Here is an 18,568-nt window from a genome sequence, read left to right on the forward strand (position 1 = left end):
TTTTATATCCAGGACAAAATGGGGATAGTATGCGTAAAACAAAAATGATGCTTCTGGGCGTACTGTTGGCTACGGCGAGTGCTGCCTGGGCAGCGCCAGCAACCGGAATCGCAAAATATGAACTCAAAGAGTTTATTGCCGATTTCACGCAATTCAAGATTGGCGATAACGCCCCGGCGATGTACCTGACGCCAGAGTACAATATCAAACAGTGGCAGCTGCGTAATCTGCCGGCACCGGATGCCGGTACACACTGGACGTACATGGGCGGCAACTATGTACTGATTGGTGATGCCGACGGTAAAATCAGCAAAATCTACGACGGTGAAATTTTCTACCATCGTTAACGAATAAAGGCCCGCAGGACTCAGCGTCCTGCGGGCCTCTTCTTTTTCGCGGTTATACCGCGCGGAAGGCAATCTCGCTCGGAATGACTTCACCCTGCCAGTACAGCTGCGCCGCTACGCGACCCGCCAGCTGACGATAAATCTCGGTAAACTCGCTGTCCGGACGCGCCACCACCGTTGGGGTGCCGTTATCCAGATCTTCACGCAGATTGATGTGCAGTGGCATCTGACCCAGCAGCTGGGTATGATATTTCTCCGCCAGCTTCTCCGCACCACCGGTGCCAAAGATAGGCTCATGGTGACCGCAGTTGCTGCAAATGTGCATGCTCATGTTTTCCACGATACCCAGCACCGGCACTTCCACTTTCTCGAACATCACGATGCCTTTTTTGGCGTCGATCAGCGCAATGTCCTGCGGCGTGGTGACGACCACTGCGCCTGTCACAGGGATGTTCTGCGCCAGCGTCAGCTGAATGTCACCGGTGCCCGGCGGCATGTCGAGCACGAGGTAATCGAGATCCGGCCACAGCGTCTCTTGCAGCATCTGCATCAGCGCCTTGCTGGCCATTGGGCCACGCCAGACCATCGCATTATCGTCGGTCACCAGATAACCAATGGAGTTGGTGGCCACGCCGTGGGCCATAATCGGCGCCATGTGGGTACCATCCGGCGAGGTTGGACGCTGGTTTTCAGCGCCCAGCATATTCGGGATTGACGGGCCGTAGATATCGGCATCGAGGATGCCCACTTTGGCGCCTTCCGCAGCCAGCGCCAGCGCCAGGTTCACGGCGGTAGAGGATTTACCCACCCCGCCTTTACCGGAGCTCACTGCGATAATGTTTTTAACGCCGTTGATACCCGGCTGATTTTTCACGCGCTTCAGCGTGGCGATGCTGTGCGACAGTTTCCAGTCGATGGCTTTCGCCCCGGTCACCCGCAGCAGTTCCGCGCTGGTTTGCTCTTTTAATTCTTCAAAGGCGCTGTGCCAGACAAACGGCATCTGCAATTCGATGTGCACGGTGTCGTCAAGCCAGGCGACGTGGTGCAGCGCTTTCAGCGCGGTGAGGTTATGTTTCAGGGTTGGGTGCTGGAAATTCGCCAGCGTGCCGGCCACCATCGCACGTAAACGCTCAGGGGATTTGGCCTGGGATTCTGAGTTCATCCCGACTCCTTTGTTGTTTGACACTCTAAGGATTTCAAGTTGCAGGAAGGCGGCAAATACGCGAATGCAGCCAACGTACCAACAAATTGAAAGACGACGAGTATATTTGCTTTCAGTACGCCTAAGTCTACCACAGCTAACGGGCATCCATATATGGCGCACCCACCACCCTTTTGGTAATATCAAAAGCCCTTTTTGCAACAGAAGAAGTAATACCCACTATGACTCAAGTCGCGAAGAAAATTCTGGTAACGTGCGCACTGCCGTACGCAAACGGCTCCATCCACCTCGGCCATATGCTGGAGCACATCCAGGCTGATGTCTGGGTCCGTTACCAGCGAATGCGCGGCCACCAGGTCAACTTCATCTGCGCGGACGACGCCCACGGCACCCCTATCATGCTGAAAGCACAGCAGTTAGGTGTTACACCGGAGCAGATGATTGCCGAAATGAGTCAGGAGCATCAGACTGATTTTTCGGGCTTTAATATCAGCTATGACAACTACCACTCGACGCACAGCGACGAGAACCGCGAGCTGTCTGAGCTTATCTATGGCCGCCTGAAAGAAAACGGTTTTATCAAAAATCGTACAATTTCTCAGTTATACGATCCGGAAAAAGGCATGTTCCTGCCGGACCGTTTCGTTAAAGGCACCTGCCCGAAATGTAAATCCCCGGATCAGTACGGCGATAACTGCGAAGTTTGCGGCGCAACCTACAGCCCGACTGAGCTTATCGAGCCAAAATCCGTGGTTTCTGGCGCAACGCCGGTGATGCGTGAATCCGAGCACTTCTTCTTTGATCTGCCGTCCTTTAGCGAAATGCTGCAGGCGTGGACCCGCAGCGGTGCGCTGCAGGAGCAGGTGGCGAACAAAATGCAGGAATGGTTTGAATCCGGCCTGCAGCAGTGGGACATCTCCCGCGATGCGCCATACTTCGGTTTCGAAATCCCGAACGCACCGGGCAAATATTTCTACGTCTGGCTGGATGCGCCAATCGGCTACATGGGTTCGTTCAAAAACCTGTGCGACAAGCGCGGCGATACCACCAGCTTTGATGAATACTGGAAGAAAGACTCCACCGCCGAGCTGTATCACTTTATCGGTAAAGATATCGTCTACTTCCATAGCCTGTTCTGGCCGGCAATGCTGGAAGGCAGCAACTTCCGTAAACCGACCAACCTGTTCGTGCACGGCTACGTGACGGTGAACGGGGCGAAGATGTCCAAGTCTCGCGGTACCTTCATTAAAGCCAGCACCTGGCTGAAGCACTTCGATTCCGATAGCCTGCGCTACTACTACACCGCCAAGCTCTCTTCCCGTATCGACGATATCGACCTGAACCTGGAAGATTTCGTCCAGCGCGTAAACGCTGACATTGTCAACAAAGTGGTGAACCTGGCCTCGCGTAACGCCGGCTTTATCGCCAAGCGCTTTGACGGCGTGCTCTCTTCTGAGCTGGCCGATCCTGAGCTGTACAAAACCTTCACCGACGCCGCAGCAAGCATTGGCGAAGCGTGGGACAGCCGCGAATTTGGTAAAGCCATCCGCGAAATCATGGCGCTGGCCGACGTGGCAAACCGCTACGTTGATGAACAGGCACCTTGGGTGGTAGCGAAACAGGAAGGCCGCGACGCCGGCCTGCAGGCTATCTGCACCATGGGTCTGAACATGTTCCGCGTGCTGATGACCTGGCTGAAGCCGGTACTGCCGGAGCTGACGGCACGTACCGAAGCATTCCTCAATACCGAGCTGAGCTGGGATGCTATCAACCAGCCGCTGGTTGGCCACAAAATCAACACTTTCAAAGCGCTGTATAACCGCATCGAGATGAAGCAGGTTGAAGCGCTGGTGGAAGCGTCGAAGGAAGAAGTGAAAGCGTTGAACAGCACGCCGGTGACCGGCCCGCTGGCGGACGATCCGATTCAGGAAACCATCACGTTTGATGATTTCGCTAAAATCGATCTGCGCGTGGCGCTGATTGAAAACGCGGAATTCGTGGAAGGCTCCGACAAGCTGCTGCGCCTGACGCTGGATCTGGGCGGTGAGAAACGTAACGTCTTCTCCGGCATCCGTTCCGCTTACCCGGACCCGCAGCCGCTGATTGGCCGTCTGACCGTGATGGTCGCCAACCTGGCGCCGCGTAAAATGCGCTTTGGCATCTCGGAAGGGATGGTGATGGCCGCAGGCCCTGGCGGTAAGGATATCTTCCTGTTAAGCCCTGACGACGGCGCACAGCCGGGTCAGCAGGTGAAATAATCTGCATAAGAAAACGCTGCTTCGGCAGCGTTTTTTATGACCCGAACCCAGGAATACCGCGCACCTTCATGTCTGATGGCGCTGCGCTTATCAGGCCTACTCTATTTTTACGGCTGTCGGCAGCGCTTTCCCTTTATGGATTCTGAAAACTAACGCCCGCCGAATAATCCGCCTTTTCCTCTCCTGCTTCATCATCAATACTGCCGCAGCCTGTTTTAAGGCATCTATTTTGAGATGAAAAGGAAGTCATATGCACGCCACGCAGAAATTTTTCATATCTATCGTTGTCTGTGGTTTGCTGGCAAGCGTGGTCGGCTGCGACAAAAAAGAAGCTCCTCAGCCCCTCCCCACTACGCAAGAGCAGCAAAGATCGTTCAGCCAAAAAATCGGCGAGTTAGAAATTAATATTACCTATTACTTCAAAGCCAACATCATTCTTCGCCAAACGACCGTCGATACGTTTCCCTACAGCATTCTGGCGGCAAATAATAAAGCGCAGGCCCAGGCCGTCATGAATAAAATTGCCGAAGGATACAAGACAGTTGCCGGATTGACACAGCGGGTGGAATACCCGAAAGACCGCGTACGGGAAAGCCTGACCATCGACCTGACCAGAGCCAATATTAACGAACTGTGTAGGCTGCCAAACATAACGCCGGGAATGATAGTCACCGACTGTTCAGCCCCCTATTTCACCGAGGCGAGTGTTGAAAACTTTATGCTGGAACAGGGATTTGAAGAGATTAAATAATCAATCCCGGGCAAGCTCGATTGTTTGCCCGGAAGTGTAAGGTTACTTGGCCTTCGCCGCGTGCTCACGAACGGCCAGGCCACGCAGGAAGTAGCGCAGGAACTGATCGCCACATTCACGGAAATTTTTATGCTCAGGGGCGCGCATCATGGCGGTGATTTCCGGCATCGAAATGCGGAACTGCTGCTGGGTCATGATAGCCAGAATATCATCAGTTTTCAGCGCAAACGCGATACGCAGTTTTTTCAGCATGATGTTGTTGTTGATACGGCGATCGACCGCCAGCGCAGGAGCTGACTCATCACGACCGCGCTTTTCATAAATCAGGCCGTTTAAGAAGCACGACAGCAGAATATCCGGGCAGCGAACAAAGCCCTCTTCATCCTCTTTGCGCAGCCACGGAACCAGCTGTTCCGCCGTGACTTCAGCTTCACCCAGCGCGAAAATACGCACTAGATCGTTATTATTAATTTTCAGGATGTAGCGGACGCTGCGTAAAATATCGTTACTGACCATAGTGCCTTCGGTGGTAATGAAAAATGCGGTGGGTAAATTCATACTCTAAGCGATTCGAGTTGCAGCCAACGCCGCGGCAACTTGAAGCGCGACGAGTATACACGAATTACAGCCCCAACGCCTCCTTCAGGGTCTTTAAATAGCGGCGGCTTACCGGAACAGTCAGCCCATTTCTTAGCAGCAGCTCCGCCTGGCCGTTATCCTCAAGGCGAATCTCTTTCAAGTGCGCCATATTCACCAGATGCTGGCGATGGCAACGAATCAACGGCGTCCGGCTTTCCAGCGTGCGCAGCGTCAGTTCGGTAAAGCCCTCTTTGCCCTCGCCGCTGGTCACGTACACCCCGCTCAGCCGGCTGCTAACAAAGGCCACATCATCCATCTGTAGTAAATAGATGCGGCTATGCCCGGTACAGGGAATAAACTTCAGCGCCTGCTGGTTTTCCCCCAGCACTGACACATCCTGCACCGCCCGCTCCTGACGCAACCGCATCAGCGTTTTCTCTAAGCGTTTCTCTTCAATGGGCTTCAACAGGTAGTCAAATGCGTGCTCTTCAAACGCCTTCACCGCGTACTCGTCGAAAGCGGTCAGGAACACAATATAGGGCCGATGTTCCGGGTCGAGCATGCCAACCATCTCCAGCCCGCTGATGCGCGGCATCTGGATGTCGAGAAACAGCACGTCCGGACGCAGCTTATGTACCGCACCAATGGCTTCCACCGCATTGGCGCACTCCCCGACAATGTCGATATCATCCTGGGTTTGCAGCAACACGCGCAGGTTTTCCCGCGCCAGGGGTTCATCATCGACAATCAGCACTTTTATCATGCGTTCTCCTCCAGAGGTAACCGCAAGGTGACACGGGTTAAACGGTCCGCTTCGCAGGTAACGGCAATTCCGCATTCATCGCCAAAGCGCATTTTCAGACGCTTATCGACCAGACTCATCCCCAAACCGCTGGCCTGGGCGTTGGGCTGATACAGCCCGGCGTTATCTTCAATATCCAGCACCAGATGCTGCCCCTGACGGCTGGCACGTAGGGTGATTTCCCCCACCTCCAGAAGTTGGGAAGTGCCGTGTTTAATGGCATTCTCAACAATTGGCTGGAGCGTAAAGGCCGGAAGCTGTTGCCCCGAAAGCGCATCGGGGATATCCATATGCACCACCAGGCGCGACTGGAATCGCGCTTTCTCGATTTGCAGATAGGCATTTACGTGTTCGATCTCATCGGCCAGGGTGACAATCTCCGATGGCCGTTTGAGGTTCTTACGAAAGAACGTCGACAGATACTGCACCAGCTGGCTGGCCTGTTCGCTGTCACGGCGGATCACCGCCTTTAAGGTATTGAGAGCGTTAAACAGAAAATGGGGGTTCACCTGGGCATGCAGCAGCTTAATCTCCGACTGGGTCAGTAGCGCTTTCTGCCGCTCATACTGCCCGGCAAGAATTTGCGCCGACAGCAGCTGGGCAATCCCTTCTCCCAGCGTACGGTTAATCGAACTAAACAGGCGATTTTTGGCTTCATACAGCTTAATCGTGCCGATAACCTTTTGGTTTTCCCCGCGCAGCGGGATAACCAGCGTCGAGCCCAGCTTACAGTTGGGATGAATTGAACAGCGATACGGCATTTCATTACCGTCCGCGTACACCACTTCGCCGGTTTCAATGGTTTTTTGCGTATAGCGCGATGAAATAGGCTTGCCGGGAAGATGGTGGTCTTCACCAATGCCGGTAAAGGCGAGCAGCTTTTCCCGGTCGGTTATCGCCACCGCGCCGATATCCAGCTCCTGAATCAGTACCTGCGCCACCTTCATGCTGTTCTCTTCGTTAAATCCTTTACGCAAAATACCTTCGGTTGAGGCCGCCACCTTCAGCGCCGTGGCCGAGAATGCCGAGGTGTATTTCTCAAACATCGCCCGCTTATCCAGCAGGATGCGCATAAACAGCGCCGCGCCGACGGTATTGGTCACCATCATCGGCGCGGCAATGCTCTGCACCAGATGCAGCGCGTCTTCGAACGGGCGGGCAATCAGCAAAATTATCAGCATCTGCACCAGCTCGGCGACCAGGGTAATCGCCCCCGCCGTCCACGGGCTAAAGACTTTATCCGGGCGGCCGCGGCGAATCAGAATACTGTGCACCAAACCGCCGAGCAGACCTTCCACCATAGTGGAAATCATGCAGCTTAACGCGGTCATCCCGCCCATCGAATAACGGTGCAGACCGCCGGTAAACCCCACTAAACCGCCAACCACCGGGCCGCCCAGCAGCCCGCCCATCACCGCGCCAATCGCACGGGTGTTGGCGATAGAGTCTTCAATGTGCAGACCGAAATAGGTGCCGAGAATACAGAAAATCGAGAAGGTGACGTAGCACAGCAGCTTGTGCGGCAGGCGCACGGTGACTTGCATCAGCGGAATAAACAGCCGCGTTTTGCTCATCAGCCAGGCGATAACCAGGAACACGCACATCTGCTGAAGCAGCAGCAACACCAGATTAAACTCGTACATACCCGATCACCACAGAAGAAATAAAACTGCGTAACATACACATAGTTGGCATAACTTTCTTTGAAACCTGGCAAAAAAAGTGCAAAAAATGCTACCGATCACATTTTATCCATTCGATAGAGAAATGGAATGGATAAAAAATCACCACAGCAGGCCAGTACGGCAAACCCAGTCTAAAGTTAAATGGGGGAACGCATGCCGGAGGAACGATGGCGCTTTATACGATTGGTGAAGTGGCACAGCTTTGTGATATCAACCCGGTCACGCTCCGCGCCTGGCAACGACGGTACGCGCTGCTAAAACCCCAGCGCACCGACGGCGGCCACCGGCTGTTTAACGACGCGGATATCGACCGTATCCGCGAAATTCAGCGCTGGATTGAAACAGGCGTGCAGGTCAGTAAAGTGAAAAACCTGCTCTGCGAGCAGCCGGACGGCTGGCGGGAACAGCAGGAAATCGCGCTGCGCGATCTGCGCAATGGCAATCTCAACCATCTGCGCCAGTGGGTGAAAGAACTGCGGCGCACCGACAGTGCACGAACCCTCGTCGATAACCTTTTCACACCGCTACGCCTGCGCCTGCAAAGCGCGCAGCTGCCGCTGCATACCCTGCTGGGGCTGCTCGACGGTGTATTGATTAACGATATCGCGCTGAGCCTTTCCGCGGCCCGACGCAAATCAGGGCCGCAGGCGCTGGTGGTCGGCTGGAACGTCACCGATCTGACCCGTTTATGGCTGGAAGGCTGGGTCGCCTGTGAACAGGGCTGGCGCGTGGACGTTCTCGCCCACTCACTCAGTCACATTCAGCCAGAGCTGTTCCCTGGCCAAACGCTGCTGGTGTGGTGCGGCTCCGCGCCCAATGCCCTGCAACAACAGCAGCTGGCGCGCTGGCAGGAAGACGGTGCCGCCTTCGCCTTACCGGCAAATTAATCGTTCGTTAACAGCCTGGCTTCGCGGTATAATCTTTTGGTTAACAAAAGGAGTACACCATGAAGTCAGCTAAACTCGCCGCAATCGTCCTTTTCGCCTTTATGGCCATTAGCGGCATCGGTGGCGTTATGCTCGCCGGCTATTCATTTATTGTGCGTGGCGGTGTCGGCTGAGCCTTAGGCTAAGCCGCTCAAAGGCGCGGTCGACGATAATCGCCGCCAGCGCCACCAACATAGCCCCCTGCACCACATAGGCCGTATTAAATCCGCTCAGGCCAATGATGATTGGCGTGCCCAGCGTATTTGCGCCGACCGTTGAAGCAATGGTCGCCGTCCCAATATTGACAATCACCGACGTGCGCACCCCGGCCACGATAACCGGTGCCGCCAGCGGCAGCTCCACTTTCCACAGTCTTTGCCAGCCGGTCATTCCCATGCCTTCCGCAACGGTAACAGCTGCCGCGGGAACCGCCGCCAACCCGGCCAACGTTCCCTGTAAGACCGGCAGAATGCCATACAGAATCAGGGCGATTATCGCCGGTTTTTCACCGAAGCCCATCACCGGGACCGCCATCGCCAGCACCGCCACCGGCGGAAAGGTCTGCCCCATCGCCGCCAGCGTTTCCACCAGCGGACGAAACTCTCGCCCGGCCGGACGCGTTACGATAACCCCAGCGCTGATCCCTATCACCACCGCCAGCAGGCTGGAGATCCCCACCAGTTCGGCATGTGCCAGCGTGAGGGCGAAAAAGCCCGCCTGCTGATAGAGCGGGCGCGGCTGCTCGGGAAACAGCGCGTGAAACAGCGGCTCACTGTGCGGCAGACCAATCAGCAGCGCGGCAAACAGCACCATCAGCCACAATAGCGGGTCACGAAGCAGGGACATCGCTTGGCTCCTCGCGCAGCAGATCGGCAAAATGCAGCGTACCCATCACGCTTCCGGCGCTATTGGCCACCGGCAGAATCGTCCGCCGCTGGGCCATAAATCCGGATAGCGCATCGCGCAGCGATAGCGTCGAGGCCAGCGGTTCGCCCTCCGCATGTTCACCGGGCCGGGCGTAATCGGCTACCTGACGGAGTGACAGCAAACGGACACCGAGTTCGCTGCGACCAAAGAAGTTGCGCGCAAACTCGCTGCCCGGCGCGCTGAGCATCTCCAGCGGCGTGCCCTGCTGCACCACTTCACCGCCGTCCATCAGAATAAGGTTATCCGCCAGCCTCAGCGCTTCATCGATATCGTGCGTCACCAATACGATGGTGCGCCCCAACAGCTGATGGATTCGACGCATCTCCTGCTGGAGCGCCCCGCGAGTGACCGGATCCAATGCGCCAAAAGGTTCATCCATCAACAGCACTTCCGGGTCACCCGCCAGCGCGCGCGCCACGCCGACGCGCTGCTGCTGCCCGCCGGACAGCTGGTGCGGATAACGTGCGCGCAGCGAAGAGTCCAGATCCAGCAGCGCCATCAGCTCATCAACCCGCGCATTAATCTTCGCCTTCGGCCATTTTAATAGCTGCGGTACGGTGGCGATGTTTTGCGCCACCGTCCAGTGGGGGAACAGGCCAATCGATTGAATGGCATAGCCCATCCGGCGACGCAGGGCCAGCAGAGGCTGTTCGCGGATATCCTGCCCGGCAAAGCGGATCGTCCCGCTGTCTGGCTCCACCAGGCGGTTAATCATCTTGAGAGTCGTGGATTTTCCAGAACCGGAGGTGCCAATCAGTACCGAAAAAGCGCCCTCTTCCAGCCGTAGCGAGAGGTCTTTCACCGCCGGATGGGCGGCGAACGATTTATTCACCTGCATAAATTCAATCACCGGCTTCTCCTTTCATTAAGGCTGTGACGAGACTGAACAGCGCATCCGCCAGCACCGCCAGGGCGATCACCGGGATCACGCCCAGCAGCACCAGATCCAGCGCGCTGCTTAAAAGCCCCTGGAATACCAGCGAGCCAAAGCCCCCGGCGCCAATCAGCGCGGCGACCACCGCCATACCGACCATCTGTACCACCACCACCCGCAGGCTGCGCAGCAGCACCGGCAAGGCTAACGGGAGCTGGACGCGGAAAAAGGTTTGTCCGCGGCCCATGCCCATCGCCGCCGCGCTCTCCAGCACCTGCGGCGACACCTGCTGCATGCCGGCGACAACCCCGCGCACCAGCGGCAACAGCGCGTAAAGCACCAGTGCGATCAGCGCTGGCGTCAGGCCGGTACCCGCGATGCCAAGCGTCGACAGCCATGGAAAATGCTGCACCAACCCCGCCAGCGGCGCAATCAGCACGCCAAACAGCGCCACCGACGGAATGGTTTGAATAATATTGAGCACCGTGAACACGCTCGACTGACGCCCCGGATGCCGCCAGCACCACAGCCCCAGCGGAATACCGAGCACCAGCCCCGGCAGCAGCGTACCCCACAAGAGCGTCAGATGTTGATGCAGCGCATCGTCGAACGTCTCCTGGCGGTTGGCGTATTCTTTCAGCAGCGACAGCCCGTCGAGCGCCCCGCTCCACAGCAGCCAGCACGGCAGCAGCCACAGCTGAACGTTCAGCAACCAGCGCCAGAGAGCCTGAGAGGTAAGACGACGGATCGCGTCGCTACAGATAAGCAGCATCAGCAGCAGCGACAGCCACAGCCCGCTGCCGGGCGAGGTGCGCGCCAGCGGACTGCTGGTTTCCGCCAGCCGATGCGCCGACTCGCCGCCAAGCCACAGCAGCAGGGTGAAGCCAAGCTGCGCGAACAGCAGAATAATCAGACTTGCAGCTCGACCGGGTAAATAGCAAAGCGCGATAAACAGCACGGGGATTGGCAGCAGCGCCAGCGGCGGGAAGGACCAGACCTGCCACAGCCACAGGCCGTCGCCCGAGACCAGACGGTTCGGGGCAAAATTGACGAACGGCAGCGCGGCGGCGGCCAGCAACATCAGCGCCAGCAGCACCACCACGCGGTTATAACAATAAGGCATACGATTAACCGATTACTTCGACCACCCTTTTTGCTTCAGATAGCCTGCGGCGACGCTTTTGGCATCTAACCCTTCGACCGCAATCTTCGCGTTCAGGGTTTGCAGGGTCTTCTCATCGAGGCTGGCAAAGACCGGTTTCAGCCACTGGTCGAGGTCCGGGTAAGCTTTCAGCACCGCTTCACGCACCACCGGCGTTGGCGCATAGATTGGCTGGACGCCTTTCGGGTCGCTCAGGGTTTGCAGCCCCAGCGCCGCCACCGGGCCGTCGGTGCCGTAGGCCATCGCCGCGTTCACCCCGGAAGTTTGCTGAGCGGCCGCTTTGATGGTCACCGCCGTATCACCGCCCGCCAGCGACAGCAGCTGATCCTGATTCAGTTTAAAATCGTAGGCTTTTTCAAAGGCGGGCAGCGCATCGGCGCGTTCGATAAATTCGGCCGAAGCGGCAAGCTTAAAGGTGCCGCCGTCTTTCAGATAGCGGCTCAGATCGGCAAGCGACGTCAGCTTATCTTTTTCCGCCACGTCTTTACGGACGGCGATGGTCCAGGTGTTGTTGGCGGGCGCCGGGGTCAGCCACACCAGATGATTTTTCTCCGCATCCAGCTTTTTCACTTTCTCATAGCCGGCCTGGGCGTTTTTCCACGCCGGGTCGTTTTCATCTTTGAAGAAAAACGCGCCGTTGCCGGTGTATTCCGGGTAGATATCCAGCTCGCCGGAGGTAATTGCACCGCGCACCACCGGCGTGGTCCCCAGCTGTACTTTATTGACGGTTTTGACGCCGTGGCTTTCCAGCACCTGCAGAATAATATTGCCGAGCAGCGCGCCCTCGGTATCAATTTTCGAACCCACCTTCACCGGCTCGGCGGCCTGCAATGGCAAGCTTACCGCCGCCAGCAGCACCAGCGGACCGCTCCATCCCCGTAAAATCGTCATACGCTTTCCTCTTATTGGCGCTCAATAAAAACGGCGCTTGAGAAAAAAGCGTAGACGATTTTTTGCCAATTAGCTGTTTTCTGACATTTTTAACGGCAGAGTCAGCAAGCTTGCAGCAAAATAAAGCAGCGCAATAACCCACAGAGTGCCTTCCACGCCCAGCGGATTCACGCACAGCGTGACGATAAGCGGGCCAACAAAATTACTCAGGCCGGAGCCCAGATTCAGGCAGGAGATCGCCGCCCCTTTGTTTTCCGGCAGCAGAGAAGGGATCAGTGCGCTCAGTGGGCCAAACGCCCCAAGCCCAATGGCATAAATCGCCAGCGCGATAATCAGCGCCGTGCTGCTATGGCCAAACAGCACCGGCGCATAGCATACCGCCAGCGCAGAAATGCCGCACAGCGTGCCGGCAAACCACACCACCGTATTACGCCAGCCGATGGTATCGCCCAACCAGCCGAAGAAGTAGTTGGCAAAGATATTCACCACGTTGACCAGCCCCCAAATGGTCAGCCACTCTTCAATGCTAAAACCAAAACGCGGCAGATACACCGGCATCAGGATAACCAGCGAGAATTTGCCAATATCATTGATGGTTTTCACCACCACCGCGAGGCGCATTTTCGGTTCGCGCACCAGCACGATAATGCCTTCTGCCAGCGCCGGGCCTATCGCCACATCACGCTGCCAGTGAGGTTTGTCACGGTTGAGCACCAGCGCGCAGCCGCAGCCTGCCAGCACGAAGAAAAAACCAGAAAGTAGCGTGGTGGTTTCGCCCACCCGCGGGATCATAAATCCCGAGAACCACGGCCCAACGATGGTCATCCCTACGCCAAAAGCAATCCAGAACCAGGAGACGGCACGGCCTAAAATGCGCGCTTCACAGCGCTGGTTAATCCACACCAAAAACGAATAGGCAAACAGCGGATAGGCCATGCCGCGTATCGCGTAGCTCACCATCATCATCGGGTAATTGCCCTCCGGTAAGGCGACAAAAATAAACGGTACCGAGCCGATAAAATAGAGCACTGTCGCCAGCCACATCAGCCGACGCACGCCCAGTACGCCCGCGCCAATGCCGGAGAACCAGGAGATGGCGGCGACACACAGGCCGAACACCGATGACAGCAGGCTGATGTGCACGGCGTCGAGGCCGCGCTGCTGAAGGAGCGACGCCAGCCAGCTCTGCTCGATGGTCGCCCCGGTGATGAACAGGAACACGCCGATAAAGCCCCACGCCAGCTCGCGCGGCAGGCCTAAGCGTGCCCAAATCCCCTGTTGAATATATAAAGTCCTGTCGGTCATGTCCGTTATCCAAAAAAAGTCCCGGGGTCGCATGGCTTACCCGGGAGAACACTGTGTTATTCATCTGCCCGACAGCGCGATGCGCCGCCGGGTAAAACCTAGGCGTTTTTTAGCTGAACCTGATGCTGTTTGGCTTTCAGCAGGCTGCGGTTAACGTGGCCGACGGTGTTATCGCCCCAGCACTGTTCGTACGGCATACCGGTCAGGCTTTCGATGATCTCTTTGGTTTCCGCCGTGACGGTCGCTTTGCTACCGCCCTGTTTCAGGCGCGCCACTTCCTCGTTAAGCACGGCATGCGTACGGCTGTTCACTTTGAACTGGAAAGCAGACCAAATCCCCCACAGGGTCAGTGCTACCGGCAGAATAATCATGATCGCGAGGATCATGTTGATAGCCGACTCAGGCTGGCTGGTATGGCCGGTGACAAAGCCAGACATTTGCAGCGCGACGCCGACGAGGAAGATAGACAGCGCCTGGGAAGCTTTACGCAGCAGGCTCATAAAGCCGGCGAAGACCCCTTCACGACGGCTGCAAGTGAGGATTTCATCCACATCGGCCACGAAGGTGTAGTTGTTCCATGGAATGGAGTAGATACCGCCGCGCGCCAGGCCTGCAACGCCCGCCGCCAGGTACAGCATCGCCATGCTGGTGGAACCGTACAGATAGGTCACCGCAAACAGGACAAACGCCACCAGCGCCATCAGCGCCTGAGTCGCAAACGCGCGGGACGGCGAGTAGCGCAGGGTCAGCCACGTCGCCACGCCGACGCCAAAGAACTGCAGTCCGTTAATCACGCTCAGCAGGTTACTGGCGACAACCGATGAGGTTGCCAGCGCGAACACCACAAAATAGGTAAAGACGGAGTTGAAAATATCCTGCGCCACCGATCCCCCCAGATACATCCCGAGGTGCGAGCGGAAGGTTTTGATTTTGAGCGTTGAAACGAAGTCGTAGTAAATATCGAACAGACGTTTGCCCAGAGGCTGCTTCTCTTCATGCACAATGCTGCGCTCGTTTTGCTCAATCTCTTCAAGCGAACGTTCCCAGGTGCCGAAGTAAACGAAGAACAGCACTATCATAAAGGCGACGGTGAAAATCGCCCCGGCGTAGAAGAAGGAGATGGCCGAGTCTGACCCAAAGTAGGCCAACAGGCGTCCCGGCAAAAATGCGGCGGTAAAGCCAGCGAACTGGGCAATATACATACGGGCGCTGGTGAGCTTCGAGCGTTTGGTGAAATCAGAAGTCATCTCCGCCGACAGAGTGTCGTACGGGATCATAATCATCGAATAGACGATTTCGAACAGAATATAGGCCAGCAGATAGGTCCAGTAGCTAAAGCCCTGCACCCACAGCAGGCTGTAGACCGCCACCAGCGGAATACTCAGCAGCAGGAAGAAACGGCGACGACCAAACCGGCGGCCAAGGCGCGTTTTGTGGAAGTTATCGGAAATGTAACCCATCAGCGGACACATGATCACATCGACGATACGCGCCACGGCAAACAGCGAACCGGCCTCAATCGGCGTCAGGCCGCAGAAGGTGGTCAGGAAGAACAGCAGCCAGGCGCTCACCAGAGTAAACGCGCCCGAACCAATTACATCGGCCAGACCAAAGCAGATGTAGTTGTGGAGTTTTATTTCCCGCACTTTTTTTATCATTTTCCATCCCCTTGAACAGTACACAACGACGCGGTGCTTCGCCGCGCCAGCATCAAATAGAATCAGGCGTCGGCGTTTTCCTGCACGATGGCGCTCGCACTCCAGCCCGGCGGCAGCGGCTGTGGGCGACGAACGCGCACATCATTAAGCGTCAGCCCCCAAACGCCGTTGGCATACAGCGCAGGCAGCCCGCCCGGATACCCCTCAACGCCCCAGGCGCGACCGGTTTGCGGATTGACGCGGTAAGCGTTATCCAGCCCCATTCCGGTTGGGCTTGCCGGGTTGCACGGTGGACGAATGTCGTAACAACCCTGCTCGTCCGAAACACTCGCCAGCTGCTGTAAAGAGAGAGAATTGAAGGTGACGTGGCGGATATCACCCGGCGTTTCGCTGTGCAGGTTAATCGCCCCTTCCCCCACGCCGGAGAGCTGGCTGAAGGTAATGTCCTCGACCCGGCCCGGCTGAATTTGCGGATCGCGGTGACGGACCGAGATAAATACCGGGTCGGCTTTGCCCCAATGGCACGGATGGCCGTGGCAACAGTCGAACAGAATGTTGCTGAAAATCATTTGGCTGAACTGGCCGCCGTCGCGGGAAACCAGACCAATGCCGCGGTTGGATTCAAAAATCGAGCAGTTGTGTACCGCGATATGGCTGATATCGGCGAAGGTTTCAGTGCCGACTTTAATGGCGCAACTTTTGGAGCGAATCAGGCAGTTGCTGACCACTACGTGTCGGGTGGCCTGCTGTAAACCTTCCGGCTTACGGGTGGTTTTAATGCAGATGCCGTCGTCGGCAGCGCTGAAATAACTGTCGCTGATATGCACGTGCTGGCAGCTGTCGATATCCAGCGCGTCGGTATTGGACAGCGCCAGATCGTTATCAATGGTGAGATTCTGGATAAACAGCTGATTGCAGCTCACCAGGTGCGCCGTCCACATCGGCGAATCGCTGATAGTGATATCGCGAATGCGCACCTGCTGGCAGCCTTCCAGCACCAGCATGCGCGGGCGCATCGTTTTCGGCTGGCGATAGCCCTGGGCATCGGCGCTGGCTGAAAACCAGGCGCTCGCACCGCCTACCAGGCTGCCTTCACCGCTCAGGGTGATGTGATGGGCATTGCGGGCATAGATGAGCGCCATCCGCGAGAGTTCGGCGACGGTTTGCGTCAATGTCTGCGGGTAATCTTCTGCATTCGGGCTGGCCAGCAAACGCGCTCCCGCTTCCAGATGCAGGGTAAAATTCGATGGCAGTATCAGCGTGCCGGTCATCCAGTCACCCGACGGCACCACCAGCGTGCCGCCGCCCGCGCGGTCAATTTCATCAATCAGCTGTTGAAGCTGAGCGGTCAGCGGCGTTTTGCCACTACGGTCGAGGGAAGTGTTATGCAGAGAAATCTTCATGTCGCTACCTGCTGATGTTGAGATAGCTGCATTTAACGCGGGTTTTCGTTTTCTCTCGCCGGACAGATGTGGGCTTTTTTACGTATTAGTGAATGGCATCACGCCAGTTCTTACGATGCGGGGCCGCATTTGAACTGGCGCACAAAACGGTGGCAGGCGCGGGACGTAAGTCGTGAGATTAATCACGTTACGTACGATTTAGCGGATAAAAAATAGGCTATTTAGCGCAGATTCTGCGTCACAGAGAGGTAAATCGCGATGGGGTTCACAAAGTGGAGTGAAGAGCGAGATTGGGGGGTATCAACACAATGTAGAAGCGGTTCCTTTGCTGCAAAACAGAGATACCCTGCCTTTTGCGAGTTCATTTTTCCACTGTTCACGTACCATCGAGCAGAGCTTTCAGCTGCTCGTCAATACGCAAGTTGCTCCTACCCATATCCTTCACCCCATGTAATCACACTAAAAATGCTTATGGCAAATCACGACAGAAGTTTTAACCAATGTGTTGCGTCCATCAGTTGAACTCACAGCCAATTGCAGACGTTGTTAATAACAGTTGGTGTGGCTCAACGGAGCAGGTCAGCGCTGTTCTGCATGCCTAACACTCAGATGGCGATTTATTTATAATGTGCTCATAAAACCAAAGCATGAGAACTAAAATGCACAATTTATTAAATATGCTGCGCTATAAGAGTGAGGGTACTGATATTGACTTCAAATCTGCACAGTACCGCTTTACCAATGGCTCTGAGAACGATAAATCAGAACTGCTTAAAGATATTCTCGCTATAGCTAACTCCTGGCGCGATGGCACCGGATATATCCTATTGGGATTTAAAGATCAGCGTCCGAATCCTGCGGAGGTAGTTGGAATTCATGACAGCATTGATGACTCTCGAATACAGCAGTTCGTGAACAGCAAGGTGAAGCCGAAGCTTACATTCAGTTATGAAGAACACCTGTATGAAGGCAAGACCATCGGCATCATTTCAATCCCCAAACAGAAGCGCCCGTTTTATCTCACTACTGCTTACGGAAAACTCAAAAGCAATGTCGTTTATGTCCGAAGAGGAAGTAGCACTGATGAAGCCGAACCTGTCGAAACCATAGCGATGGGGTATGAAGACAATGGTCGCGCGGAGATGAAAATCGAGCTATCCCTGCGGACACCTGATAATGACACTCTTCCCCTCAACTTTACCCGCACTTACCTTCATTTCACTGAGGAGTTTCCAGACTTTGAAAGGCCCTCAAAACCACGAGGGCCTTTTGACATGCCTAGTGTCTCAAGCATTTACAGGGACAATAGGAATTTCTTCCGCGAGTACGCAGAATACATGCGAATCAATAAAGCGCTTATTATGCTAAGACTAGTGCTTCTCAATCGGTCTGGCGTGCAGTTGTCCAACGCTAAGGTTGAACTAACCATTGATACAATAGAGTCCCATGTGCATTTAATCGCAGAAAGTGATTTGCCTGAAAAGCCAAAACCAACGCAAAATACGCTCGACTTCGGGACCATTAAAAGCGGCCCATTGTTTAACAGAGATAACAAGCTGGAGATAATCGAAGGTGCCCAAAATCCGGAATGCCACTTTCGTTTAGGATCTCTATTGCCAGGGGAACAGGCCAGTTCGGAGCTCATTGCAGTTTTGCCGGAAGGCCCGGGACGCATGCGTATTCGCTTGCGTGTTTTAGGCGGTGAATTAGGCACTCCGATTGAGCAAGAGTTTGCAGTTGAGACAACGGGAGATCGTCTCTCTTTAGACTTTAATGGTTTCAGGGATTACGTCACCGCTGAACAAGCGAAGTGATTGTTAGGGGATTCAGCAGTTCTG

The 18,568-nt window shown here is 55.7% G+C and carries 17 protein-coding genes; 6 read left to right on the forward strand and 11 right to left on the reverse strand.

Annotated elements, in window-relative coordinates; translation table 11 throughout:
• Nucleotides 1-29 precede the first annotated feature (29 nt).
• Nucleotides 30-347, forward strand: coding sequence for an RcnB family protein (locus LZ634_RS08785; protein ID WP_234504065.1), 318 nt, complete (start codon nt 30-32; stop codon nt 345-347).
• Between the two features lie 52 nt (nt 348-399).
• Here LZ634_RS08785 and apbC read toward each other — a convergent pair whose 3' ends face one another.
• A complete protein-coding gene (apbC, locus tag LZ634_RS08790; protein ID WP_234504067.1) occupies nt 400-1,509 on the reverse strand; it encodes an iron-sulfur cluster carrier protein ApbC in 1,110 nt (369 codons plus the stop codon).
• Between the two features lie 221 nt (nt 1,510-1,730).
• Between apbC and metG the strand changes: the two genes are divergently transcribed.
• Complete coding sequence (gene metG / locus LZ634_RS08795) at nt 1,731-3,767, forward strand: methionine--tRNA ligase (protein WP_234504070.1); 2,037 nt, start codon at nt 1,731-1,733, stop codon at nt 3,765-3,767.
• Between the two features lie 250 nt (nt 3,768-4,017).
• Nucleotides 4,018-4,518: a DUF1307 domain-containing protein gene (locus tag LZ634_RS08800; RefSeq protein WP_234504072.1), complete on the forward strand. Its 501-nt coding sequence runs from the start codon at nt 4,018-4,020 to the stop codon at nt 4,516-4,518.
• A gap of 42 nt (nt 4,519-4,560) precedes the next feature.
• On the opposite strand, the gene LZ634_RS08805 is transcribed toward LZ634_RS08800, so the two are convergent.
• The 3 genes from LZ634_RS08805 to LZ634_RS08815 form a co-directional block, all read right to left on the reverse strand.
• Nucleotides 4,561-5,034 carry a DUF1456 family protein gene (locus LZ634_RS08805; RefSeq protein WP_234504251.1) on the reverse strand — a complete coding sequence of 158 codons (474 nt, stop codon included), beginning with the start codon at nt 5,032-5,034 and terminating at the stop codon, nt 4,561-4,563.
• 106 nt (nt 5,035-5,140) lie between these two features.
• Nucleotides 5,141-5,860, reverse strand: a complete 720-nt coding sequence (gene btsR / locus LZ634_RS08810) for a two-component system response regulator BtsR (RefSeq protein WP_234504073.1) — start codon at nt 5,858-5,860, stop codon at nt 5,141-5,143.
• Entirely contained in the window at nt 5,857-7,542 is a 1,686-nt protein-coding gene (locus LZ634_RS08815; RefSeq protein ID WP_234504074.1) for a sensor histidine kinase, read from the reverse strand. Before LZ634_RS08815 ends, btsR begins: the two co-directional genes overlap by 4 nt.
• Nucleotides 7,543-7,751: 209 nt before the next feature.
• Here LZ634_RS08815 and LZ634_RS08820 point away from each other — a divergent pair, with 209 nt between their 5' ends.
• Nucleotides 7,752-8,471, forward strand: a complete 720-nt coding sequence (locus tag LZ634_RS08820) for a MerR family transcriptional regulator (RefSeq protein WP_234504075.1) — start codon at nt 7,752-7,754, stop codon at nt 8,469-8,471.
• A 59-nt stretch (nt 8,472-8,530) separates the two neighbouring features.
• Nucleotides 8,531-8,644, forward strand: coding sequence for a protein YohO (locus tag LZ634_RS08825; protein WP_072129168.1), 114 nt, complete (start codon nt 8,531-8,533; stop codon nt 8,642-8,644).
• On the opposite strand, the gene LZ634_RS08830 is transcribed toward LZ634_RS08825, so the two are convergent.
• The 7 genes from LZ634_RS08830 to LZ634_RS08860 all read right to left on the reverse strand — a co-directional run bounded on the left by LZ634_RS08830 (nt 8,619) and on the right by LZ634_RS08860 (nt 16,730).
• Nucleotides 8,619-9,356, reverse strand: a complete 738-nt coding sequence (locus LZ634_RS08830) for an ABC transporter permease (protein WP_234504077.1) — start codon at nt 9,354-9,356, stop codon at nt 8,619-8,621. The two genes, LZ634_RS08825 and LZ634_RS08830, sit on opposite strands and share 26 nt — an antisense overlap.
• Nucleotides 9,340-10,287, reverse strand: a complete 948-nt coding sequence (locus LZ634_RS08835; protein WP_234504079.1) for an ABC transporter ATP-binding protein — start codon at nt 10,285-10,287, stop codon at nt 9,340-9,342. Before LZ634_RS08835 ends, LZ634_RS08830 begins: the two co-directional genes overlap by 17 nt.
• A complete protein-coding gene (locus LZ634_RS08840) occupies nt 10,280-11,434 on the reverse strand; it encodes an ABC transporter permease (RefSeq protein WP_234504082.1) in 1,155 nt (384 codons plus the stop codon). Before LZ634_RS08840 ends, LZ634_RS08835 begins: the two co-directional genes overlap by 8 nt.
• 12 nt (nt 11,435-11,446) lie before the next feature.
• Entirely contained in the window at nt 11,447-12,364 is a 918-nt protein-coding gene (locus tag LZ634_RS08845) for an ABC transporter substrate-binding protein (protein WP_061279379.1), read from the reverse strand.
• A 69-nt stretch (nt 12,365-12,433) separates the two neighbouring features.
• Nucleotides 12,434-13,669, reverse strand: a complete 1,236-nt coding sequence (locus LZ634_RS08850; protein ID WP_234504083.1) for an MFS transporter — start codon at nt 13,667-13,669, stop codon at nt 12,434-12,436.
• Between the two features lie 98 nt (nt 13,670-13,767).
• Nucleotides 13,768-15,327, reverse strand: a complete 1,560-nt coding sequence (locus LZ634_RS08855) for an MFS transporter (protein ID WP_234504085.1) — start codon at nt 15,325-15,327, stop codon at nt 13,768-13,770.
• A gap of 62 nt (nt 15,328-15,389) precedes the next feature.
• Entirely contained in the window at nt 15,390-16,730 is a 1,341-nt protein-coding gene (locus LZ634_RS08860; RefSeq protein ID WP_234504086.1) for a glycoside hydrolase family 28 protein, read from the reverse strand.
• A gap of 659 nt (nt 16,731-17,389) precedes the next feature.
• Here LZ634_RS08860 and LZ634_RS08865 point away from each other — a divergent pair.
• Nucleotides 17,390-18,544 carry an ATP-binding protein gene (locus LZ634_RS08865; RefSeq protein ID WP_234504087.1) on the forward strand — a complete coding sequence of 385 codons (1,155 nt, stop codon included), beginning with the start codon at nt 17,390-17,392 and terminating at the stop codon, nt 18,542-18,544.
• Nucleotides 18,545-18,568 lie beyond the last annotated feature (24 nt).

Origin of the sequence: Kluyvera intermedia (assembly GCF_021440345.1) — a bacterium.
Taxonomy (GTDB): Bacteria; Pseudomonadota; Gammaproteobacteria; order Enterobacterales; family Enterobacteriaceae; genus Kluyvera; species Kluyvera intermedia_A.

Bases quoted from the DNA above. Each gene is read 5' to 3' on its own strand.
- LZ634_RS08785 (WP_234504065.1), top strand. From the start codon at position 30: ATGCGTAAAACAAAAATGATGCTTCTGGGCGTACTGTTGGCTACGGCG.
- apbC (WP_234504067.1), bottom strand. From the start codon at position 1,509: ATGAACTCAGAATCCCAGGCCAAATCCCCTGAGCGTTTACGTGCGATG.
- metG (WP_234504070.1), top strand. From the start codon at position 1,731: ATGACTCAAGTCGCGAAGAAAATTCTGGTAACGTGCGCACTGCCGTAC.
- LZ634_RS08800 (WP_234504072.1), top strand. From the start codon at position 4,018: ATGCACGCCACGCAGAAATTTTTCATATCTATCGTTGTCTGTGGTTTG.
- LZ634_RS08805 (WP_234504251.1), bottom strand. From the start codon at position 5,034: ATGGTCAGTAACGATATTTTACGCAGCGTCCGCTACATCCTGAAAATT.
- btsR (WP_234504073.1), bottom strand. From the start codon at position 5,860: ATGATAAAAGTGCTGATTGTCGATGATGAACCCCTGGCGCGGGAAAAC.
- LZ634_RS08815 (WP_234504074.1), bottom strand. From the start codon at position 7,542: ATGTACGAGTTTAATCTGGTGTTGCTGCTGCTTCAGCAGATGTGCGTG.
- LZ634_RS08820 (WP_234504075.1), top strand. From the start codon at position 7,752: ATGGCGCTTTATACGATTGGTGAAGTGGCACAGCTTTGTGATATCAAC.
- LZ634_RS08825 (WP_072129168.1), top strand. From the start codon at position 8,531: ATGAAGTCAGCTAAACTCGCCGCAATCGTCCTTTTCGCCTTTATGGCC.
- LZ634_RS08830 (WP_234504077.1), bottom strand. From the start codon at position 9,356: ATGTCCCTGCTTCGTGACCCGCTATTGTGGCTGATGGTGCTGTTTGCC.
- LZ634_RS08840 (WP_234504082.1), bottom strand. From the start codon at position 11,434: ATGCCTTATTGTTATAACCGCGTGGTGGTGCTGCTGGCGCTGATGTTG.
- LZ634_RS08845 (WP_061279379.1), bottom strand. From the start codon at position 12,364: ATGACGATTTTACGGGGATGGAGCGGTCCGCTGGTGCTGCTGGCGGCG.
- LZ634_RS08850 (WP_234504083.1), bottom strand. From the start codon at position 13,669: ATGACCGACAGGACTTTATATATTCAACAGGGGATTTGGGCACGCTTA.
- LZ634_RS08855 (WP_234504085.1), bottom strand. From the start codon at position 15,327: ATGATAAAAAAAGTGCGGGAAATAAAACTCCACAACTACATCTGCTTT.
- LZ634_RS08860 (WP_234504086.1), bottom strand. From the start codon at position 16,730: ATGAAGATTTCTCTGCATAACACTTCCCTCGACCGTAGTGGCAAAACG.
- LZ634_RS08865 (WP_234504087.1), top strand. From the start codon at position 17,390: ATGCACAATTTATTAAATATGCTGCGCTATAAGAGTGAGGGTACTGAT.